Source organism: Pseudomonas svalbardensis, from assembly GCF_030053115.1.
In the GTDB taxonomy this organism is placed as follows: domain Bacteria; phylum Pseudomonadota; class Gammaproteobacteria; order Pseudomonadales; family Pseudomonadaceae; genus Aquipseudomonas; species Aquipseudomonas svalbardensis.
The window spans coordinates 5031807-5046647 of sequence record NZ_CP125619.1 but is presented as its reverse complement, the minus strand read 5'-3'; the positions used below and the strand labels follow the sequence as shown (position 1 = coordinate 5046647).

General features: G+C 59.9%; 13 protein-coding genes. 4 read left to right on the top strand and 9 right to left on the bottom strand.

Annotated elements, in window-relative coordinates; all coding sequences use genetic code 11:
- The 6 genes from QFX16_RS23265 to QFX16_RS23240 form a co-directional block, all read right to left on the bottom strand.
- A complete protein-coding gene (locus tag QFX16_RS23265; RefSeq protein WP_283181511.1) occupies positions 1 to 1149 on the bottom strand; it encodes an efflux RND transporter periplasmic adaptor subunit in 1149 nt (382 codons plus the stop codon).
- Positions 1150 to 1398: 249 nt separating this feature from the next.
- Positions 1399 to 2496 carry a DUF1513 domain-containing protein gene (locus QFX16_RS23260; RefSeq protein WP_283181510.1) on the bottom strand — a complete coding sequence of 366 codons (1098 nt, stop codon included), beginning with the start codon at positions 2494 to 2496 and terminating at the stop codon, positions 1399 to 1401.
- A 14-nt stretch (positions 2497 to 2510) separates the two neighbouring features.
- Entirely contained in the window at positions 2511 to 3575 is a 1065-nt protein-coding gene (locus QFX16_RS23255) for an imelysin family protein (protein WP_283181509.1), read from the bottom strand.
- A 26-nt stretch (positions 3576 to 3601) separates the two neighbouring features.
- Positions 3602 to 5029 (bottom strand): di-heme oxidoreductase family protein, encoded by a 1428-nt coding sequence (locus tag QFX16_RS23250; RefSeq protein WP_283181508.1) that lies wholly within the window; start codon positions 5027 to 5029, stop codon positions 3602 to 3604.
- Positions 5030 to 5188: 159 nt separating this feature from the next.
- Complete coding sequence (locus tag QFX16_RS23245) at positions 5189 to 6535, bottom strand: imelysin family protein (protein ID WP_283181507.1); 1347 nt, start codon at positions 6533 to 6535, stop codon at positions 5189 to 5191.
- Positions 6536 to 6743: 208 nt separating this feature from the next.
- Positions 6744 to 8795 carry a putative bifunctional diguanylate cyclase/phosphodiesterase gene (locus QFX16_RS23240; protein WP_283181506.1) on the bottom strand — a complete coding sequence of 684 codons (2052 nt, stop codon included), beginning with the start codon at positions 8793 to 8795 and terminating at the stop codon, positions 6744 to 6746.
- Positions 8796 to 9468: 673 nt separating this feature from the next.
- Between QFX16_RS23240 and QFX16_RS23235 the strand changes: the two genes are divergently transcribed.
- Complete coding sequence (locus QFX16_RS23235; RefSeq protein WP_283181505.1) at positions 9469 to 9735, top strand: DUF6124 family protein; 267 nt, start codon at positions 9469 to 9471, stop codon at positions 9733 to 9735.
- A gap of 175 nt (positions 9736 to 9910) precedes the next feature.
- Here the strand turns inward: QFX16_RS23235 and QFX16_RS23230 are convergent, their stop codons facing one another.
- The 3 genes from QFX16_RS23230 to QFX16_RS23220 form a co-directional block, all read right to left on the bottom strand.
- Positions 9911 to 10507 (bottom strand): superoxide dismutase, encoded by a 597-nt coding sequence (locus QFX16_RS23230; protein WP_095133215.1) that lies wholly within the window; start codon positions 10505 to 10507, stop codon positions 9911 to 9913.
- 176 nt (positions 10508 to 10683) lie between these two features.
- On the bottom strand, positions 10684 to 11286 hold the full coding sequence (locus tag QFX16_RS23225; protein ID WP_223430266.1) for a LysE/ArgO family amino acid transporter: 603 nt from the start codon (positions 11284 to 11286) through the stop codon (positions 10684 to 10686).
- Positions 11287 to 11293: 7 nt separating this feature from the next.
- A complete protein-coding gene (locus QFX16_RS23220) occupies positions 11294 to 11695 on the bottom strand; it encodes an ACT domain-containing protein (RefSeq protein WP_283181504.1) in 402 nt (133 codons plus the stop codon).
- A gap of 96 nt (positions 11696 to 11791) precedes the next feature.
- On the opposite strand from QFX16_RS23220, the gene QFX16_RS23215 reads away from it, so the two are divergent.
- The 3 genes from QFX16_RS23215 (at position 11792) to QFX16_RS23205 (ending at position 14726) form a co-directional block, all read left to right on the top strand.
- The gene (locus QFX16_RS23215; protein ID WP_283181503.1) at positions 11792 to 12685 is read left to right on the top strand and encodes a LysR family transcriptional regulator ArgP; all 894 of its coding nucleotides are present in this window, start codon (positions 11792 to 11794) and stop codon (positions 12683 to 12685) included.
- A gap of 54 nt (positions 12686 to 12739) precedes the next feature.
- Complete coding sequence (locus QFX16_RS23210; protein WP_283181502.1) at positions 12740 to 13732, top strand: NAD-dependent epimerase/dehydratase family protein; 993 nt, start codon at positions 12740 to 12742, stop codon at positions 13730 to 13732.
- Between the two features lie 118 nt (positions 13733 to 13850).
- The gene (locus QFX16_RS23205; protein ID WP_283181501.1) at positions 13851 to 14726 is read left to right on the top strand and encodes an ATPase; all 876 of its coding nucleotides are present in this window, start codon (positions 13851 to 13853) and stop codon (positions 14724 to 14726) included.
- Positions 14727 to 14841: the final 115 nt, after the last annotated feature.

Sequence of the window (14841 nt, the reverse complement as noted above, 5' to 3'; positions counted from 1 at the left end):
TTAGTCAACGCGAGGCTGACTGCTCTTCTCGGCTAGTGTCTTGTCGTCGCTGATCGCGATATGTGCGCCGTTGTCTAGTTTGATCTGGCCGGCCGTGACCACTTTTTCGCCGTTCTGCACACCTTTGGTGATCATCACTTGCCCATCGCGGCGCTCGCCGGTTTCGATGAAACGCCGTTCGGCGATCAGGATCGGTTGGCCCTTGTCGTCTTTTTCCAGGCTGCCGTCTTCGGCTTTTTTCTGCGCGACGACATAGAGCGAGTTGCCGTACAGCGTGTAAGTGATCGCGCTTTCCGGCACGACGATGCGCGGCTGCGGGTCGGGCAACAACACTTGCAGGCTGGCGAACATCCCCGGCAGCAGTTTGCCGTCGGGGTTGGCCAGGGTCGCGCGGACCTGGACGTTGCGCGTGCTATTTTCGACTTTCGGGTTGATCGCGCTGATGGTGCCGGGGAAAGTTTGTGTCGGGTAGGCCGCGACAACGATCTGTACCCGTTGGCCGGGGGCGATCTTCGGTACCGACTGCTCGGGCACGAAGAAGTCTACATAGAGGCTGCTGAGGTCTTGCAGGGTGGCAATCATGGTGCCGCTGGCGAGATAGTCACCGATGTCCACCTGACGAATGCCAATGGTCCCGCTGAAGGGCGCGACGATGCTCTTTTTGCCGAGTGCAGCCTTGAGTTGATTGACCGTGGCCTTGCTCTTTTTCTGCACCGCCGAAAGTCGGTCGAATTCGCCTTTGGAAATGGCTTGGCTGCCTACCAGTTGGCTACCGCGACCGTAATCGAGTTGGGCTAGCCCGAGGTCGGCCAGAGCCGTTTCCAGCAAGGCACTTTCCACGGCGCTGTCGAGCCGCAGGAGTGGTTGACCGGCCTTGACCTTCTGACCTGACTCGAACTGCAAATCAATGACGGTGCCGTCGGTCTCCAGGCTCAGGTCCACGCCTTGCAACGCCTTGAGCGTGCCAACGGTGGGCAGGCGGGCTTGCCACGGCCGCTCGGTAGCCGTGGCCACGGCGACACTGATCGCCGGTTTCGGCGCAGCAAAGCCCTGAATCATCGTATAGATGGAGAAGGCTTTGTAACCGGCCAGGACCAGCACGATCAGCAAAACAACACCCAACATGATCAGCATGCGGCGACGCAGCATATTTCCACTTCCTTGGAGAAAATCAGGTGAGACAGTCGGGCACATTACTCCGAGTGGGAGGTTGATTCCAACTGGCAGAACTTACAGGCAAGCGTATCCCCGACCTGTAGCAGCTGGCGAAGCCTGCGTTCGGCTGCGGAGCAGTCGCAAATCCAGACACCTCGGTTTGCATGAAACATCGCGGCGCCTGATATCACGACTGCTCCGCAGCCGAACGCAGGCTGCGCCAGCTGCTACAAAGGGCTGTGTTTAGATGAGGTGAAGGTGGTTGTCCCAGAGCCCTGCGGGTAGATCGAGGGGTTTTGCAACAAGGCTTGTCTGGCGGCAGTCGTAGAACCGGCAGCGCCCCTGACCCGAGGTCACGACAAAGCCATCGGCTACCGCGCCGACCCCGGCGCAATCGGGAAGCGGCGCGTCCAGGCGCACTTCACCGCTATCCAGGTCCCAGATGAAAAAGCGGTTGCCCCGTGGCGCGGTCAACGCCACCAGGCGCAGTTCGCTGTGCACCGCGACGCTGGCGGTGTAATGCCCCATGACCTGCAACTGATGCTCAGGCACCGGGAAAGCCACGAACGGCTGGCCGGGCCGCTTGATCGCCAGCAGCTCCGAAGACTCGTGAGACGGCCCCATGAACTGCTGACCGGCGACGATGGTGCCGTCACTGGCGATCCCCAAATGACGCACGCTGTTCATCTGCTGGGCGAGGGTTTCCTTGCTCAGCAGGGTGCCGTCGCGTTGCATCAGGACCAGGCTCGGTTCCATGGCGTTGAGGTTCATTTCGACGCGGCTTTCGGCCTCGGTGCGAATGCCGCCGTTGGCGACCACCAGAGTTTCACCATCGGGCATCCACGACACCTGGTGCGGGCCGACGCCGTGGGTGGGGATCTCGCCGCTGTGGATAAGTCGCTCGCCTTCGAACTTATACACACCCAGCAAGCCACGACCCGGATCGGAGGTGTCGTTCTCGGTGGCGTACAGCCAGTCGCCGCTCTTGTGAATCACCGCGTGACCGTAGAAGTGCCGGTTCGGCCGCGAGGTCACGGTTTGCAGCAACGTGCCGTCGCGCAGGTCGATCAGGTAACTCTCGGTGCCAGGACGACGGGCGACGAACAGCGCAATCGGCAGCGTCGGGTGGTTGATGATGTCGTGGCAACGCTGGCCGACCTGGGTGGCAAACACCCGGGTACCGTCCAGCCGGTAACCGACGGCGTAGTGTTTGCCGTCGGTATCGTCCCGCGCCGAGAGCAGCAGCGGGCTTTTGCCCTTCTGCTTGAACAGCGTCCAGCCGCCCAGTGTCACCGCACCCAGCAGCAAACTACCTAACGTCAGAGCCTGGCGTCGCAGCATGGAACTTGCCCTCATCAGTCACCGTCGTTGGCGTTGAAGCCCAGTTGGATGCCCAGCGCCTTGGCCAGTTCGCCTTCGTGCAGGCGGTGGACGACGTTCAGGCTGTCGTAGATATCGTTTAGCTGTTGGCGACCGGCGTCATCGCCGAGCATTTCAGTCAGCGAACGCTGGTTGCTGGCGAACAGTTTCAGGGACGCGGCGTAAGCGGCGTCGATCTTGTCGGCCAAGGGTTTCTGCTCGTTCGGCAACAGGCCGCGCAGGCCTTTGTTGTCGACGCCTTCCCATACCGTTTTGGCGGCGGCGAGGCTGGCTTCGAGGCCGGTCAGGGACGACTGGCTGCGCCATGCATCGGCCTGGAACGGTTGCGGCACCCCCTTCGTTTGACGGCCCATCGGCGTGCCGAGTTTTTTCTTCAGGCTGTCGAGGGCGGTGACTTGCACGCGCAATAGATCGGCGATGGCTTCGTGGGAATCGGCGTAGCGTTGGTTCGGGAATTTGCTCATCTGCGCGAGCATGCCGTCGGTGTTGTTCCAGCTTTTCAGAATTTCTTCGGCCAGTTGTTTCTGACGCTCGCCAATCGCGATCAGCAGCGGGCAGTACTTGGTTTTCTGTTCAGCGTTGGCCACATCAGGCTTGCTGTCGAACAGGATGTATTCGTAGGCGGAGAGGCCTTGAACCACAACGCTGGACTTGGCCAATGCAGCGGCATCGATCTGCGGCTGTGCGGTGACCAGTTGCTCGACTTGACGGCCGACGAGGTTTTTCTTGTCCGGCCAGAACTGCACCTGCCAGGCGCGATTGCCCTCGGCCAGCGGCCCGATCAGCAGTGGCTGCAACTCGGCCCAGGCTTTCTGCGCGTGCAGGAAGTCGGCGCGGGCGGTGTCGAGGTTTTCCTTGCCTTCGCAGTAGGCGAGGGCGCTGACGGCCAGTTGGCGGTCGGCTTCAACCCAGCGCGTGTAGGTCGGCAGGATTACCGACTTGGCGATCGCCGCCGACGTGACGGCCTGCGGATCCTGAGGCGAACAGGCGCCCAGGGCGAGTGCGGCAAGGCTGGTGAACAACAATTTGGGACGGAACATGTCGGGCTCCCGCTATGGAATACGTATTAAAGGGAATTCAAGAACGCCAGCAACGCAGCGCGCTGCTCGGCATTGAAAGACAAAACCTGTTGCTGCGCCGCTGTGGCTTCGCCGCCATGCCAGAGCACGGCTTCAAGCAGATTGCGGGCGCGGCCATCGTGCAAAAACTGGGTGTGCCCACTGACCGCCTGCGTCAGGCCGATGCCCCACAACGGCGGGGTGCGCCAGTCGCGGCCGCTGGCCTGGAATTCGGTACGGTTGTCGGCCAGACCGTCGCCCATGTCATGCAGCAGCAGATCGCTGTAAGGGCGAATCACTTGATTGGCCAATTCAGGTTCTGCGGCGTTGGCGGCGGTGGTGTATTTCGGGGTGTGGCAGGACTGGCATCCGGCCTGGAAAAACAGATTCTTGCCGGCCAGCACCTCGGGGGCGCTGACATCGCGGCGGGCCGGTACGGCGAGGTTACGGCTGTAGAACAGCACCAGACGCAGGATGTTATCGCTGACTTCCGGCTCGCCATCCGGGCCATTACCGTTGGGCGCTTGCTTGCAAGCGGTTTGCGCGGCGGTGCAGTCATCAACGGGTCTCAGACTGGTGGTCAGGCCCATGTCCCCGGAAAACGCATGAACATTTTGCTGATTGAGGTTTGGTTGGCCGGCCTTCCAGCCAAATCGCCCGAGAACGGATTTTTGCTGCGCGTCATCCCAGACCCGGTTCGGACGCCCGGCGATACCGTTTTTGTCTTTTTCCTGAGCCTCGGCATTGGCCAGGATCGCCTCGTCGGGAATCGCTTCGAGCAGGCCCAGGCCAATCATTGGCGGTGCAACCCTGGCTGAGAAGCGCGTGTCAGGGTGCATCGGGCCATAGCCGAGCTGGGTGATTTGCAACGTCGGCTTGCGCAACTCGACTTCGGTGCCGTCCTTGAAGCGGATCGGAACGGGTGTGTAATCGACGCGCACTTTGCCTTCCGGCACGACACCCGGTACGGACATGTCCTGGAACTGGCCGCCGTAGACCGGCTCCGGGACGACACCGAGCTGCTCGATGACCTTGGCGTACGCTGGCGTATCGGGAATCGACAGACGTACCAGCATCGACACGGCGTTCTGCGCATCAGGCGTGGGCGGATGACCGCGTCCGTCCTTGATGTGGCAGTTCTGGCACGCGTTGGTGTTGAACAGCGGGCCGAGGCCATCCCGGGCGGTGGTGGTCGACGGGGCGATCACCCAGGGATTACGGAAAAAGCTGTTGCCGACACTGAAGTCCACGCGCCGTGACGGCGGCAGGTTGGCGGACGGCAGGGAAAATGCGTTCTGATCGGTCTTGCGCACGGTTGCGCTGCCACCGGACCGGGCTTCACCGGGTTCGGCTTGGGTAAAGCGCGGGGCGTCATCGCAGGCACTCAGGCCCAGGGCCAGAAACAGTGCGGACAAGCGAAGAGGCAGCGAGGGCATCAGACATCCTGCAAGACGAGCAAAACAAGGGCGCAAAGTCTAACAGGGCAGGGGGGATTGAATAAGAGGAATTATCGTTTGGTTGATGTGGGGCAACTGATCGGCGACCGGCAGCAAAAAGGCGACCCGAAGGTCGCCTTTTTATTCAGACAGCGTTGATCAGAACTCGTGATCAGCGTTGTCCGGGTTCAGGTCGCTGATGCCCAGTTTGCCAGCGGCTGCTTCGATCGAACCGGTCTGCTTGACCAGGGAAGCGATAGCGTCGCGCACGATCTGGTTGCCAGCAGTGTTGCCGGCAGCGATCAGCTGGTCGTAGTGCTCACCCTTGTTGGCGTGATCGACGATAACCTGCATCTTCGCTTCGGTCGCAGCCAGGTCGGCTTTCAGCGCGGTGTCGGCAGCCGGGTCAGCCTTGGCCACCAGGGATGACAGGCTGGCGCCGGTCATTTTGGTGCCGTCGACGCGGGTGTATTCACCCAGGTACACGTTACGAACGCCTTTGGCATCGTAGAACTGCGAATTGTGGGTGTTGTCGCTGAAGCAGTCGTGTTCGTCTTCCGGCGAGTTGGCTTCCAGGGAAACCTTCATGCGCTCGCCCGCCAGTTCGCCCAGGGACAGGCTGCCCATGCCGAACAGCATTTTGCGCAGGCCGGATTCAGCTGGCTCGGCTTCGAGGGTGGCGCGGTAGTTGTCGGCCACGTTCGGCTTCCAGTTACCGACCATTTCTTCCAGGTCGCTGACCAGCAGTTGGGTCACGGACTTCAGGTAAGCGCGACGACGATCGTTATGACCGCCGGTTGCACCTTTGCCTTCCAGGTAGTCGGAAGCTGGGCGTTTGCCAGCGCCAGGGCCGGTGCCGTTCAGGTCCTGGCCCCAGAGCAGGAATTCGATGGCGTGGTAGCCGGTGGCAACGTTGGCCTCGGAACCACCCAGCTCGTTCAGGCTGGCGAGTTTTGCCGGGGTGATGTCTTTCACGTCGATCTTGTCTTCGCCGACCTGAACCTGGGTGTTGGCGATGATGTTGGCCGTGGCGCCCGGGTTACCCAGTGCGTGCTCGTAGGATTTGTCGACGTAGTCGATCAGGCCTTCGTCCAGTGGCCAGGCGTTCACCTGACCTTCCCAATCGTCGATGATGGTGTTGCCGAAGCGGAACACTTCGCTCTGCAGGTAAGGAACGCGGGCAGCGATCCAGGCAGCCTTGGCAGCTTTCAGGGTGTCGGCGTTCGGCTTGGCGAGGAAGGCGTCGACGGCGGTTTGCAGGGTCTTCGCGGTGGATTCGGCATCGCTGTAAACGGCGAAGACGATGTCGGCGTAATGCGCGACAACGGCTTTGGCGGCGGCTTCGTCGATTTTACCAACAGCGGCAGGCGCAGCAGCCGGGGCCGTGGTGCTGGCGGCCGGATTCGGTGCTTGCGCAGCGACAGCTTTGTCTTTGCCTTCGCCACAACCGGCGAGGGAAATAGCGATGGCCAACAGACTGGCGGTAGCCAGAGGCATACGAATCATGGCGAACATCCTGCTTCGAGAGGGGGTGGAATGGCGCAGCAAGCGCGCAAAACTGCGACATAATGCAAATCTTTCGCATTATGTGTAAAGGGTTGTGCTTGTAAATATTTCTTATTCACGGAGACACGTGAGGTAGATCAAAAGATCGCAGCCTCGTTTCACTCGACAGCTGCTACAGAGTGAAACGAGGCTGCGATCCTTTGATCTTCTACAAAATAGCCGCGTTACTGCGCTGAGCCTGTTTCAGATACGCGCTCAATTCCCGCGCCGGCAGCGGCTTGCTGTAGAGATAGCCCTGACCTTCGTGACAGCCTTCAGAGATGATGTAGGCCTCTTGCTCGGCGGTTTCCACGCCTTCGGCAATCACCTGCATGCCCAGGCTCTTGCCCAACTGGATGATGGCCCGAACGATGGTCGCATCGTCGTCGTCATCGAGCAGGTCCTGAACGAAGCTCTTGTCGATCTTGATCTTGTCCAGCGGCAGGCTTTTCAGATAGCTCAATGATGAGTATCCGGTGCCGAAGTCGTCGATCGCGATCAGCGCGCCGGAGCGACGTAGGCTCAGCAGGTGCTGGGCAGCCGTGCTGATGTCTTCCATCAGGCCGGTTTCGGTGACTTCCAGCTCCAGGCTGCGGGGCGGCAGGCGGTACATCTGCAGCAGGTTGTTGACCACCCGTGGCAACTCGGCGTGGTGCAGCTGCACCGTGGACAGATTCACCGCCATGCGCAGGTCGACGAAACCCTGGTCATGCCAGTCGCGCAATTGTTTGCACGCCTGATCCAGCACCCATTCGCCGATGGCGATGATGGTGCCGTTCTGCTCGGCCAGGGGGATGAACAAGTCTGGCGGAACCAGCCCGTGCTCGGGATGCTGCCAGCGAATCAGTGCCTCGACACCCACCACCCGGTGATCGCGATAGCTGATCTGCGGCTGGTAGACGAGGTAGAACTGGTTACGGGCCAAGGCGTCGCGCAGGTCTTTTTCCAGCTCGCGACGGCGGCGCATTTCGGTGTCGACACTGGCGATATAGAACTGATAACGGTTGCGCGAGCGAGTCTTGGCCAGGGTCATGGTCTGCTCGGCTTTTTGCAGCAGTTTCTCGGTGCTGTCACCGTCTTCGGGGAACAGGGTGATGCCGATGGTCGCGCGCAGACGAATCTCTTGATGATCGAGGGCAAATGCCGCTTCCAGGTCATCGAGAATGCTTTGGGCCAGTTCGGCCGCTTCGTAGGGTTGTTCGATGTCGGCCTGAACCAGGGCGAACTGGTCGCCGCCGAGGCGGGCGAGGGCACCAAGGCGTCCGCTGTGAGCGCGCAGGCGATCGGCCAGGGCCAGCAGCAGTTGGTCGCCGGTCTGGTAGCTGAATTGTTCGTTGATGCCCTTGAAGTCGTCCAGGCCGACGACCAATACCGCGACCCGACGTTGCAACCTGCCGGCGTCTACCAGGATTTTGTCCAGTTGCTGCTGCAATTGCTGGCGGTTCGGCAGGCCGGTGAGGAAGTCGTACTGGGCCATGCGTAGCAGGCTGTTTTCCGCTTCGTGGCGCAAATGGGTGTTGCGCTCGATGGACTCGAGCAACTGGTTGGCGGTGTTGATCCAGATTCCCAGTTCGTTCTTTTCATGCCCCTTGAGCAGCGGGATTTTGTGTTCGCTGGGGCGATCCGGATTGATTTCCGTGAGGTGTTCGATGATCCGCGACAGCGGCTTGGTCAGCAGCCAGTGATAGACCAGGTACAGCACCAGCCCCATGGCCATCGCACGCAACACGCCGGAGATGAAGATGATCACCGAACTGACGATGAAACCCTGGCCGTAGGTGGCGGTGTCGAGGGTGATGCTCAAGTCGCCGTAATACTCGCTGTAAGGGCCGCGACCCACCAGCTCGGTGGTGAAGGTGCGTTCCTTGCCGAGGATCAGGTCGGTCAGCCAGCGACTGTCGGAATGCTGCAGCTCGCGAGACTTTTGCGCGAGCATGGCTTCGTTGGGATGGCCAATGGAGGCCTTGCGCACAGCGTCGTCCTGAAACAGGCCTTCGATAACCTGCATACCCATTTCCCGGTCCAGGCTGTAGACGGCCTGGGTCGAGGGGTCGCGGAACATGTCGAGGATGCGTTGGGCATCGCTGGCCACGGCCTGGCGTGTTTTATAGGCATCGAAAACGATCTGCGCGCAGCTCAAGACCACGCCGACGATCAATGCCGACAGGAGCACTACCCGAAGCAACTTCACCGACAAGCTGTTCTTGAGTTCCAGCTTCAAAGAGTCATTCCTTGTTCCGTGCGGGTAGCGTCAAGTTGCCATGAGTATTGGCAATCCGGTGATGGCAGTCAAAGGGACAATCAATCACATTGGTTTTTGCCTGTAGCTTGGCCGAAATGCTGTCGTTGGAGTGTTTGTCCTATTCGTACTGTGTCGGTTGTTGGGTCCTTCAACTTGAGGGGGATTGGGACATATTTTCCGTTTGGTTGATGTTAGACGGCTGTGGCGTTGGGGCAAGGGGCTGAATGCTGGTTTCATCGTGGGAAATTGCTCTGGTTTCTGCTGATGTACACGTTTTGAATGTGTGTGCGAGCTTGCTCGCGATAGCGGCCGCACAGGCAACGGATGCGTCCGTTTAAACAGGGGTAAAAAAACCAGACCTTTCCCACGAGGTTTTCAGGTTGCCCGTAGGAAGCGGGTTCAATAACCTTTTGGGTGTCGCTGAAAACTCAGCGATCGGGTGTGAGAACCCGGCAAGTCATAGTCATCCATCGCCAGTATCCGCATAATTGCCGCCAGCTTATCTGCTGCATATGCGTTATGGCGGCTGTGTGCGGGCAGACTTCGGTCTGGCCGGGTGTCTATGACCGGTTTCTCACCTCGCACATAGCTGCCACCTCTTCGTCGCGTGAGAAACGGCGAGGGAATGTCACCCAACGTCATAGGCATTCCCTTGGATAAATTAATCCCCGATCCCCCCTTCAACAGCTCCAAACCCTACAACCCCAGCCCCATGTTCCTGATCTCCCCGGACATGAACATCGAATCCCTCCTGGCCCACGCCTGTGAGTCATTGGCCTCGGCAAGTGTCATGGCCAGCGATTTCGCCACCTACCTGAGCGGCTCCCAGCGCAGTACGGCGTTGGCCATTGCGCAGATCGTCATGCTGGCGGACCTTGCTGTGAACAGGGCTTTGGATATCGTCGACACACAGGACTAGGCATTCCGTCAGGTTGACCGTGTCATCGTTCTTCGCGAGCAAGCCCGCTCCCACAGGGGAACGCATTCCAAATGTGGGAGCGAGTCTGCTCGCGAAGACGTCCGAACAGACAACACATTTCCAGCGCCCATAAAAAAACCCGGCAAAAGCCGGGTTTTTTTGACTGGCATCGATCTTAAGCGGTGAAGGTTTTGCCTTCGAACTGCTCAGCCACGAATTTCCAGTTGACCAGGTTCCAGAACGCTTCGACGTATTTTGGACGAAGGTTGCGGTAGTCGATGTAGTAAGCGTGTTCCCAGACGTCGCAGGTCAGCAGCGGGGTGTCGCCGTTGGTCAGCGGGTTGCCGGCGCCGATGGTGCTGGCCAGGGCCAGGGAACCGTCAGCCTTTTTCACCAGCCAGCCCCAACCGGAACCGAAGGTGCCGATGGAAGTCTTGCTGAATTCTTCCTTGAACTTGTCGAACGAACCGAAGGCTGCGTTGATCGCGTCAGCCAGTGCGCCGGTTGGTTGACCGCCGGCGTTTGGCGCCAGGCAGTTCCAGTAGAAAGTGTGGTTCCAGACCTGAGCGGCGTTGTTGAAGATACCGCCAGAGGAAGATTTGACGATCTCTTCCAGAGTCTTGCCTTCGAACTCGGTGCCTGGCACCAGGTTGTTCAGGTTCACGACATAGGTGTTGTGGTGCTTGTCGTGGTGGTATTCCAGAGTTTCCTTGGAAATGTGCGGCTGCAGGGCATCGTGTGCGTAAGGCAGCGGCGGCAATTCGAAAGCCATGATGATTCTCCTAATCAGGTCAGTTGCGGTGAGCGCAAGGCCGATCACGGGCGGCCAGACAAGCGCCGGGGAGTTTGTACTCTTTGCGGCGCATCGGATCGGATCATAGCACCGGGGGTGCGGCATAACCACGCAACAACTGTGTGGAATAGAGGTTCCAGAGCCTTTTGGAATAATCAGCTGGCGACGATTAATTGAAACGCCACTGTGAACATCATGACCGCCACCAACAGATCAAGGATTCGCCAGGTGCTTGGCCGCGCCAACCATGGCGCCAACCACGCCGCGCCGAGCGCCAGGGTGAAAAACCAAAGCAACGACGCACTGGCCGCGCCCACGACATAAGCGCCGGGCTCGGTTTGTTGGGCACCGAGAGAGCCAATCAGCAACACGGTATCCAGATAAACGTGCGGGTTAAGCAGCGTTACGGCCAAAGCACTGAGCATCACCGCGCGCAGTGAACGCACGGTCTGGTTTTCGCCCTGTTGCAGGCTCTGTTTCGAGCAGGCTCGACGCAACGCCAGGCTGCCATACCAAATCAAAAACGCCGCGCCACCCCAACGGGCGACTGCCAGCAACGTCGGGTTTTGCGCCAGCACCGTCGCCAGGCCGAATACCCCGGCGGCCACCAGCAAGGCATCGCAGGTCACGCACAGTGCCGCCACGGGCAGGTGATGTTCGCGCCGAAGGCTCTGAGCCAACACGAACGCATTTTGAGTACCGATCGCCATGATCAGCCCCGCGGCCACCAACAGGCCGTTCACATAGCTCTGCCACATAAGATGTTTACTCCGCGTTGGCCGCCAGATCCCGCAGCACGTGCAGGGCGCGTTCGGCATCGGCCTGGCCGACGAATAAATGGTCGTGGTAATAGCCGGCGATCACGTTGCAGCTGATGCCCGCCTGGCCTAGTGCCGTGGCGAACGCGGCGGTCAGGCCGACGGCTTCGAGGGCCGAATGCACGTTCAAGGTGATCCAGGCCGCGACGTAATCGAAACCGAAGCCGGCCTTTTCGGCGTGGGAACGTTCCAGAATCACCGTCAGACCTTCCTGCTCGCGAAAGCTGCCGACGATCTCAAGGCCTGCCGGCAACTTGCCGTCGCGCAGGGTGCAGAACACGTATTCGCCGACGTTGAGTTGCGGGCTCATGCTGCGCAGCAAGGTTGCCAATGAAGTTTCGCCAGCCATGTCGATGATCCTTGTTCAAGAGTTCTTGCTGGCTATTCTCCGGTGCAAAGCTGTATAAGAAAAACCAATCATGCTGATCGCTCATTAGGAAAACTGATGTTCGACTATAAATTGCTTTCTGCCTTGGCCGCGGTGGTTGAGCAGGCGGGGTTCGAACGTGCGGCTCAGGTGCTCGGTTTGTCGCAATCGGCGATCTCCCAGCGCATCAAGTTGCTGGAGTCGCGGGTCGGCCAACCGGTGCTGGTGCGGGTGACACCGCCGGCCCCGACCGAAATCGGCCGACGATTGCTCAACCATGTGCAGCAGGTGCGTTTGCTTGAACGGGACTTGCAAACCCTGGTGCCGGCACTCGACGAAGAAGGCCAGCCGGAACGTCTGCGCATCGCTTTGAATGCCGACAGCCTCGCCACCTGGTGGGCCGTGGCGGTCGGGGATTTTTGTGCGCAGCAGCATTTGCTGCTCGATCTGGTGGTCGAAGACCAGACGGTCGGCCTCAAACGCATGCGCGCCGGTGAAGTCGCGGCGTGCGTCTGCGCCAGCGAGCGACCGGTGGCCGGCGCGCGCAGCGTTTTGCTGGGGGCCATGCGCTACCGTGCGTTGGCCAGCCCAGCATTTATTGCCCGACATTTTCCTGAAGGTGTACGCGCCGATCTGTTGTCGAAAACGCCCGCGCTGGTGTTTGGCCCGGACGATTTCCTACAGCATCGCTACCTCGCGTCCCTCGGCGTCGATGGCGGATTCGAACACCATCTATGCCCTTCGTCCGAAGGCTTCATCCGCCTCACGGAAGCGGGACTCGGTTGGGGGCTGGTGCCTGAACTGCAGGTGCGCGAGCAACTGGAGCGCGGTGTATTGGTAGAGCTTTTGCCCGATAAGCCGATCGATGTGCCGCTGTACTGGCATCATTGGCGCAATGGCGGTCAGTTGCTGGGGTTACTCACCGATCAGTTGGTGCGTTCGTCGAAGCAATGGCTGGTGCCGTTGGACTGACGGGCAGCGTCAAGACCTGACGCAATACGCAAAACGAAACATTCGGAGCAATTCATGAAGATTCTGGTTACCGGCGCAAGCGGCTTCATTGGCGGGCGCTTTGCGCGTTTTGCCCTGGAGCAGGGCCTGGACGTGCGGGTCAATGGTCGCCGGGCCGAAAGTGTGGAGCATCTGGTGCGCCGTGGCGCCGAGTTCATCCAGGGTGACTTGAGCGACCCGGAACTGGCACGCGATCTGTGCTCAGACGTCGAAGCCGTGGTGCATTGCGCCGGTGCGGTCGGTTTGTGGGGGCGGTATCAGGACTTCCATCAAGGCAATGTCCAGGTCACTGAAAACGTGGTCGAGGCCTGCCTGAAACAGCGGGTTCGGCGTCTGGTGCACTTGTCGTCGCCGTCGATCTACTTTGATGGCCGCGATCATCTGGGGCTGACCGAAGAACAGGTGCCCAAGCGTTTCAAACATCCCTACGCCGCCACCAAATACCTGGCGGAGCAAAAGGTTTTCGGCGCTCAGGAGTTCGGCCTCGAAACCCTGGCCCTGCGCCCGCGTTTCGTGACGGGGGCTGGTGACATGAGCATCTTCCCGAGATTGCTGAAAATGCAGCGCAAGGGACGGCTCGCGATCATCGGCAACGGCCTGAACAAGGTTGATTTCACCAGCGTGCAAAACCTCAATGAAGCGTTGCTAAGCAGTCTGCTGGCCAGTGGTTCGGCGTTGGGCAAGGCCTACAACATCAGCAACGGCACGCCGGTGCCGTTGTGGGACGTGGTCAATTACGTGATGCGCAAGATGGATGTCCCACAGGTCACGCGCTACCGTTCCTACGGCTTGGCCTACAGCGTAGCGGCGCTCAACGAGGGGGTGTGCAAATTGTGGCCGGGTCGTCCCGAACCGACCCTGTCGCGCCTGGGCATGCAGGTGATGAACAAAAATTTCACCCTGGACATCAGCCGCGCCCGGCATTATCTGGACTACGATCCCAAAGTCAGTCTCTGGACCGCCCTCGATGAATTCTGCGGCTGGTGGAAGGCCCAGGACATTCGTTGACGCACGGGTTAGCGCCGCAACACTGAACCGAGTTCGGGGTTGAGGGTCAATCGATGCGGCAGTGGGGGTTATACTGCGCCGCATCAAGCCATCACCGCGTTCCACAAAGGTTGACTCAATGTCCATGCGTAACGATGCCAACGACGACTTCGACGATGTACCGAGCCTGCGTGCCGACAGCCTCGACGACGATGTTTTTCCGACCACGGCTCGCAACTCCGTACATTCGCGGACCGCGCCAGTCGTCAAAGTCAAAAGCCCGAGCACCGGCCCGCTATGGGCGCTGGTTGGCGCCTTGTTCTTTGCTTTTGCAGGCCTTGCCTGGTGGAGCTTCCAGCAGCTCTCGCTGATGGAACAGCAATTGGTGGCGACCCAGGAAAGTTTCGCGCGTATCAGTGAAGATGCGGCGGGGCGCTTGCAGGACATTTCCGGCAAGGTTGTGGCCAGTCAGACCAACGTCAGCAGCGACAGCGAAGCCTTGAAGCTGCAAATCAAACAGCTGGAAAGCAAACTCCAGGATCAAAGCAAACAACAGCAAGGTGTTGTCGGCCAGACCACCGATCTGGACAAGCGCCTGGCACTGATGAGCGCACAAACCACTGATCTGGATAAGCGCCTGGCGCAGATGACCGCTCAGACCACTGAGCAACAGACCGCCACCATTCAATTGCAGGCTCAGGTCAAAGTCTTGAACAGCGATGTAGCCGTGCTGAAAAGCACCCCGGTGGACTCAGACAAATTCGACGCACAGCTAAAAAGCCTTGGCGCCGACATCGTTGCACTGAAGAAACAAGGCAACCCGAGCGCCGCCATCGAGCGTCTGGAGCAGGAAGTCATTGTGCTCAAAAGCGAACAGGACAATCGCCCGGCCGCGACGCCAGGCGGGACCAATACCGCCGAATTCGACGCCTTCCGTAGCCAGGTCACCCGCAACATCAACACCCTTCAGGCGCAGATCCAGAATCTGCAACAGCAGCTGCGCGCAAGGCCTTGAGCCATGAATCATTCCCGGATTCCCCGGGAATGATCTCCTTACACACTGCCATTCGCTGAATATCCATACATACCCCATTGCCGTCTACGGCGGTGCCTGACACACCGTAATCGCG

What these genes read in the sequence shown, in the direction of transcription:
- QFX16_RS23245 (WP_283181507.1), bottom strand. Translation starts at nt 6,535, where the DNA reads ATGATTCGTATGCCTCTGGCTACCGCCAGTCTGTTGGCCATCGCTATT.
- QFX16_RS23205 (WP_283181501.1), top strand. Translation starts at nt 13,851, where the DNA reads ATGTCCATGCGTAACGATGCCAACGACGACTTCGACGATGTACCGAGC.
- QFX16_RS23255 (WP_283181509.1), bottom strand. Translation starts at nt 3,575, where the DNA reads ATGTTCCGTCCCAAATTGTTGTTCACCAGCCTTGCCGCACTCGCCCTG.
- QFX16_RS23225 (WP_223430266.1), bottom strand. Translation starts at nt 11,286, where the DNA reads ATGTGGCAGAGCTATGTGAACGGCCTGTTGGTGGCCGCGGGGCTGATC.
- QFX16_RS23215 (WP_283181503.1), top strand. Translation starts at nt 11,792, where the DNA reads ATGTTCGACTATAAATTGCTTTCTGCCTTGGCCGCGGTGGTTGAGCAG.
- QFX16_RS23260 (WP_283181510.1), bottom strand. Translation starts at nt 2,496, where the DNA reads ATGCTGCGACGCCAGGCTCTGACGTTAGGTAGTTTGCTGCTGGGTGCG.
- QFX16_RS23220 (WP_283181504.1), bottom strand. Translation starts at nt 11,695, where the DNA reads ATGGCTGGCGAAACTTCATTGGCAACCTTGCTGCGCAGCATGAGCCCG.
- QFX16_RS23250 (WP_283181508.1), bottom strand. Translation starts at nt 5,029, where the DNA reads ATGCCCTCGCTGCCTCTTCGCTTGTCCGCACTGTTTCTGGCCCTGGGC.
- QFX16_RS23210 (WP_283181502.1), top strand. Translation starts at nt 12,740, where the DNA reads ATGAAGATTCTGGTTACCGGCGCAAGCGGCTTCATTGGCGGGCGCTTT.
- QFX16_RS23265 (WP_283181511.1), bottom strand. Translation starts at nt 1,149, where the DNA reads ATGCTGCGTCGCCGCATGCTGATCATGTTGGGTGTTGTTTTGCTGATC.
- QFX16_RS23230 (WP_095133215.1), bottom strand. Translation starts at nt 10,507, where the DNA reads ATGGCTTTCGAATTGCCGCCGCTGCCTTACGCACACGATGCCCTGCAG.